Origin of the sequence: Bacillus sp. GMa5/1 (assembly GCF_050172015.1) — a bacterium.
Lineage (GTDB): Bacteria > Bacillota > Bacilli > Bacillales > Bacillaceae_G > Bacillus_A > Bacillus_A cereus.
Map to the genome: position 1 here is coordinate 1 of NZ_JBNLYC010000214.1, position 6,118 is coordinate 6,118.

Below are 6,118 nucleotides of genomic sequence, written 5' to 3' on the forward strand. Positions count from 1 at the left end.
ATTTAATTCTTAACTCATTAACAATATTAAAATTAAGATGTTTGTTTTATAGGTAATTCTTTACTTCTATTCTCAATAAGTCTATCTAAAAGTAAGTAAACAAATCCAGAAATAATACAACCTACACCTAAGATTGTAAATAACATATGCCCTAAAAGCTGATCCAGTAATACACCACCTAGAAGAGGTCCAAATACATTACCTGTAATCCATTGCAGGTTAGCTGCCCCCATATAAGTCCCCCTCAAATGTTCTGGAGCTATATTAGCAACAAATGTCATTTGAACAGGTGACATAATCATTTCCCCTACTGTATAAACTGTATAAGCTATTAATAATGAGCCTAGAATAACTAAATCATTTGCGTCTATTACTTGAAACCACTTTGGTAACCATCCTATTGCTAAAAGGCCAACGCCAAAAAGAATGGCACCATATAGCATTGATTTACCAATTGATTTGTGAGTTAACCACTTTGAAATAGGAAATTGGAAACATACAACCAATAATCCATTTAAAGTCATTAAATATGGAAATGGATTACCATTTCCAAAAATCATTGTATCCTCATTACTAAAATGAAGTGGTAACATACCTTCCGATTGTGAGAATCCCATAAATATAATGATTCCCGTCACTATATAGAATAGAAATATTCTATCTCTTATAACAACTCTTAACGTAAATCTTATTGACTGTTTATGTGTTTCCTCATGTATCATTATATTTTTAGGTTTTGTTTCCTTTAGAAACAATAACATTAATATTGTATAAAACAGCATGGTTCCAGAAGTAATCAAAAATATGACATCTTTTGATACAACCACAACTGCTGCACCAATGATAGGGCCTATCGCAGCTCCTATATTATGAGCCATTCTAAGTAATCCATATGCCTCAGTTCTTTTTTCGGGTTCTGTTACATCGGTAACCATTGCAGATGCCGCTGGTTCAAAGAAAGAATTACATAGTCCTAAACCAATAGATAAAATGGCATATGCTATAAAACCATCAATAAACAAAAAAACAAGCATTAGTAGCCCATTACTCGCCATAGAGAGCACCATAGTTGGTTTCCGGCCATAAGTATCTGCTATATGCCCTCCAATTAATGAACCAATACTTGCTGCAATTGGAGATAAGGCTATAATTATACCTACCTCAAGTAGAGAATCCACTTTGTCCTTCAAATATAATGCAAAAAATGGCATTAACATCATCATTGCAATACCATTTAAAGCTTCCCCAATAAAGCGGATCCAGACATTAAGGTCCATCCCCCTTAATTCTTTCCATGTACTCCTCATATAGTTACCTCGCCTATGCTCAAAGTATATTTTTATCCCAACAAAAGTTTTACTATATTATTATTAAAATCTAAATTTAGCCTGCTATGCTGAAACCTCCGAAAAACCTATCTTTTGATAAAGTAATACAAACTTGTCCCTATAATTTCTAGTGCCTCCTGCATACGTTGAGGAGAAATATTTTCTAAAACGGTATCTTGAGGTGTATGGAATACCTTTTCAACATGATAAATGAGGGGATCCCAACTCTCTACATCCATCCAAATAAATAGTGCCGAGGAAATTCCAGCTTCGTTAAATGGTACATGATCACTAGAATCAAACTTTCCAGTTAATACAACCGATTTCCCTAATGCTTTACTAGTAGCTACCGCAGTATTTGTTACTTCATTTTGAGAACCATCTAGTGTCATTGCATATAAGTCCTTAGCCTGCTTGTAACTTGTCGCTATCATATCTGCATTAAAGACCCCTAGAATATGTTTCTTATCTGTTGTAGATAACTGATTAACATAATGGTAAGCACCTAAAGATTCATTTTCTTCTGCTCCAAAGGCTATGAATTGAATTTCTTTATTAGTCTCTATATCTTTAAAATTATATGCTAACTCTAATAAAAGTCCTACGCCGGAAGCATTGTCATTTGCCCCAGGTGCTCCGATAACACTATCATAATGAGCACTCATTATTGCTACATCCTCATTATCTGTCTTGTATTTGGGCTTTTTTTTCGCAATAACATTTAATGAACTCAAATTCATTTCGTGTTTTTCCTTTAAACTAACTATATTTTTATTATGCACTATCTTATCTTTCATTCTTATTCCCTGATTATAAGCAAGCCCAAATACAGGTATTTCTTGTTTCTTTTTTAGAACTGGGTTAAAGGCTTCTCCATAGTTGCCTCTATCCCCAATCGTACTATATAACAATACAGCTTTTGCTCCCTTTTCTGCTGCATACTCAACTTGTTCATTATATTTCTCATACGTATCAGCTTGTTCCAATAATACTATTTTCCCATGAATTGGTTCAGGTGAATTTTTAATATCATTCTCTTTTCCTATAGAAACTACCTGCCCCACGACAGGATCTTTAGGTATAGATGCATTAGATGCTGCTCCAACTTGCCATTCTTTTTCCCCATACATACTAAAAGAGATACTCCCAATATATTGATCTGGTACAGGAAATGCCTGATACTCCACTTCATACCCTAATTTTTTCAATGTATCTCCAATGTATGTAGCTGCTTTATGTTCTTCCTTAGTCCCACTTGGACGTGGACCAATTTTCTCAGACAGAAAACGTGTATGTTCAATAGCTCGACTAGCACGAACTTTATCTGCCATGAGAGAACTTTGGTCGTTCTTAGTCATAGCATGTACTGGTATTACCTTTCCACATAAATTACTAAAAAGGAAAAGCAACAAAATCCCAAAGGTTACAATAAGCTTCTTTATAAGATTTAGTTTTTTCATTTGTCCTCCCTATGATTAAAAAAGATTAATAGTAAAACCTTTCCTCCTAACACACTTACTTAGAAGAAAAGGTTCATTAAAATAATCTCTAACTCAAATTACATGTAAAAATAAATAAACCAATATTGCTTTTTATATCTCCAAAAAATTCATTTTTGTTTGCATACCAGCAATATTCTTTTGAAACCAATTAAGAGTCTCCCATGACCTCTTTCTATTCGTATAATCCGTTTCCTGAACCTCAAATACAATACCTATGTTTTTATCCAAAGTATTGTTCTTCAATTTTAATAAAGTTTCATGTAATATACTCTCATCAATAGATCCATTAACCGGATTCTCTCCCTCAAAGCAACGTACCTCACTATAAGGAATCGTTAAATGTTTAAAAGAACTAAAATGAAAATGTTTAATATGTTCCATTAAGCTTAAATACTTATGAAAATCCTTATATTCAATTTCCTCTTGCCTTAATAATTTAGAAATACCTAAACGTGTAAGATAGGTTATAGACCAATGACATATATCCCATGTTATTCCAACGTTAGATAACCCCAAATTAACCAAATCAGTAAAATCTTCGGGATATATAAATATAGGATCAAAATCATCGCCCAAGTTCCCAATAATGGGTAGGTTTTCAACGCCAATCCATATATCAGTTCCTTTTATTTCTGCATCTAGCATGTTAAAGAACTCTATAATCCTTTTTCTATTATCAAGAAGATTATAGTTTTGAAATTCCGCGACATTCATAAATTGATTAGCATGCACTGTTATACCTGATGCATTATACTTTATAGCAAGGTCAATAAATTCATATAGTTGCTTTTTAATAAATTCATCATTGAGATAGTCTGCATTATCAGTAGGAAAATGCAGCGTTAACAAGGATGGATTAAGGGTTTGAACAAAAGAAAGGACCTCAGAAAACCTTTTTATATATGAGTTATTAAATAAAGATGTCCCATCAAAAATATTTGCTTCTAATCCATAGCCTTTTTCAACCCATTTTAAGTCAATCTGTTTACTATCTAAACCAAAGAACGGGACCTGTGGTATTAACATATTCTATTCACCTACCATGTCCCCCTTACTAACATAAATGCCTCAGCCGCTTGGTATCCAGATTTGGCACCCCATACAAATGCGTTATGTCTCATTGCTTCTATAGAGCGTGGATGAGGAAATTCCCTTAACTCAGATTCATAATGTCTCATCGCACTTAATTTCTCCTCCAAATGATCTTCAATATTCACAAAATAATTAGGAAGAAACTTATCTTTTTCATTATAATTCCACTCTGTAGAAGATAAAGTTTCATATGCAAATACCCATTTGATATTAGTATCTGGCAGAGGGCGTGTCGCTGTCATTACTGCTCTGTAAACAACAGTATGATCAATATTTATATCTCCACCATATTGAGTATAAATAATTGTAGGATTTACTTTTTCAATGTGATTTTCAATCTCTTTCACTACATCAAGTAAGGGTAATGTATCAAGACGATTATCAGGGAAATCTAGTCTTGCAAAACTCTTTACACCAAGTGTAGTACATGCCCCCTCTGTTTCTTTATAAGATAAGTTCTTAACCTCTAAATCTAGCTCTTTATATTCTTTAGCTCTAGAAGATTTTCCCTCTGCAAGTATTACAACATGTACATCATCACCTTGTTTCACGTGTTTCGCTATTGTTCCACCAACACCAATTATTTCATCATCCGGATGAGCGGCAAATACAAGTACATTCATATAATTTTAGACTCCTTTAATTAATTTTTCTGTTTCCTTTGGCCCACAATTTAGTAAAATATCTAAAATAGATAAATGTGGTATAAATTCCCCAAATAATTGCTTGTAGGAATAATCTCTTATTCTTTGGTAGATAATTTCTATATTCTCATTCTCAAAGTCATTTTCGTTTAAATAATCTTGCCCTAAACTTCCAGAATAATAAGTACTGGCATTAAATTTCTGACACAATTCTAATACAAAATCACTTTTCTTACCTGTAATCCCTTCTAGATCTGATACATAATATAGCTCCGTATCAATGTTTAATTCACGGATAATAAAATGAATAAAATTCATGTTCATATCATTTAAATTAATCCAATCTTCCGAATAAAAACCTTCTAAATACTCCTTATATACATTAAAATAAGGTGCATTAGAATAATTAATTCTTATCGTTTTCCAATGCTTCCGTTCCCAATCTTGAGTATTGTCTATCTTTAACTCATTAAATGGAATTTCTTTATAATTCTTCGTTTGTATTGGAACCGTTAGCCAAGACGCTCCTTGTGAAGTCTTAATACGATTCCTATTTAAAAAACCTTTTTTTTCAAATTGTGCTATATCATGAAATACAAACACATCTGATTTATGAATTTTTTCAAAAAAACCATACCAAGGTAAATAACTTGGTTGGTGGCCACTAATAATCATAGTTTAAATCCTTTCTTTTAAACAAAAACATTTTTTCAAAGCTGCCCCCCAGTATATCTTAGGTCTAGCAATCCCTTTATTATGTGAATATCCTAAATCCGCATACTTTAATTTATTATGAATTGCTAATTCAAACGCATCATTTAGTAGTAAATATGAAGATTGCGAATTTTTTCCTTTGGTATTATTAATATTAATCCAGTAATATAAAACCTGTTTATCCATTATAAAAAGGCTGGAACTAATTAGTTCTTCTTCTAAGAATGCCCCTAAAAAAAGGATTTTTTCTTGTAAATTAAGAACTAAATGATAAAAAAACTCTCTACTAAATGAATAACTCGCTCCTATACTGTTATTATGTTCTTGATATAATTGGTAAAACTCATCTAATTCCGCTACAGTTATAGGACGAATTTCAACATTCTGTTTACGTGCATACCTAACACTTGTCCTAGCTTTCCCAGAACACGATGTCCATAAATCCTCAAACTTATTTGGTAGATCTAACATATAAGTTTCTTTATAATCCCACTTTTCCTTACTATAACTTTGAAAAGGATTTATCGTTATAGGTAATAAAAGCTTTTGAATTTTATTTTCAAACTTCTTATTTATTATAGATTCATAAACTGAAAAATCTAATTTATCTTGGCCAATTATTATTGGGCCTCCATAACCAATTAAACTTCCCAATAGCCTACCATCTTGTACATACATAGGAGATAAAACTACTGTATCTCGTGTTTCTATTAGTACTGGGAAAAATTGAACACCAGGTAATAATTCCATTAACTTTCCCCATTCGAAACTATGAAATACAGAACCATTATATTCTTCCATACAAGCATCCCAGTATTGGGCGTCAGTACATATTTCG

6 protein-coding genes are annotated in these 6,118 nt (G+C 32.3%); all 6 read right to left on the reverse strand.

Annotated features, from left to right (window positions below; genetic code table 11):
* Positions 1-32: 32 nt before the first annotated feature.
* Positions 33-1,307: an MDR family MFS transporter gene (locus tag ACQGSG_RS25620; protein ID WP_426948312.1), complete on the reverse strand. Its 1,275-nt coding sequence runs from the start codon at positions 1,305-1,307 to the stop codon at positions 33-35.
* A gap of 107 nt (positions 1,308-1,414) precedes the next feature.
* Positions 1,415-2,788, reverse strand: a complete 1,374-nt coding sequence (locus tag ACQGSG_RS25625) for a M28 family metallopeptidase (protein WP_426948314.1) — start codon at positions 2,786-2,788, stop codon at positions 1,415-1,417.
* Between the two features lie 132 nt (positions 2,789-2,920).
* Positions 2,921-3,856: an endonuclease gene (locus ACQGSG_RS25630; RefSeq protein ID WP_426948316.1), complete on the reverse strand. Its 936-nt coding sequence runs from the start codon at positions 3,854-3,856 to the stop codon at positions 2,921-2,923.
* A gap of 11 nt (positions 3,857-3,867) precedes the next feature.
* Positions 3,868-4,545 carry a PIG-L deacetylase family protein gene (locus ACQGSG_RS25635; RefSeq protein WP_061655868.1) on the reverse strand — a complete coding sequence of 226 codons (678 nt, stop codon included), beginning with the start codon at positions 4,543-4,545 and terminating at the stop codon, positions 3,868-3,870.
* A gap of 6 nt (positions 4,546-4,551) precedes the next feature.
* Positions 4,552-5,241, reverse strand: a complete 690-nt coding sequence (locus tag ACQGSG_RS25640) for a WbqC family protein (protein WP_071732403.1) — start codon at positions 5,239-5,241, stop codon at positions 4,552-4,554.
* A gap of 3 nt (positions 5,242-5,244) precedes the next feature.
* On the reverse strand, positions 5,245-6,118 hold an 874-nt coding region (locus tag ACQGSG_RS25645; protein ID WP_426948318.1), incomplete at its 5' end, for a GNAT family N-acetyltransferase.

Coding starts and splice junctions, on each gene's coding strand:
- ACQGSG_RS25640 (WP_071732403.1), bottom strand. CDS start 5,241: ATGATTATTAGTGGCCACCAACCAAGTTATTTACCTTGGTATGGTTTT.
- ACQGSG_RS25620 (WP_426948312.1), bottom strand. CDS start 1,307: ATGAGGAGTACATGGAAAGAATTAAGGGGGATGGACCTTAATGTCTGG.
- ACQGSG_RS25635 (WP_061655868.1), bottom strand. CDS start 4,545: ATGAATGTACTTGTATTTGCCGCTCATCCGGATGATGAAATAATTGGT.
- ACQGSG_RS25625 (WP_426948314.1), bottom strand. CDS start 2,788: ATGAAAAAACTAAATCTTATAAAGAAGCTTATTGTAACCTTTGGGATT.
- ACQGSG_RS25630 (WP_426948316.1), bottom strand. CDS start 3,856: ATGTTAATACCACAGGTCCCGTTCTTTGGTTTAGATAGTAAACAGATT.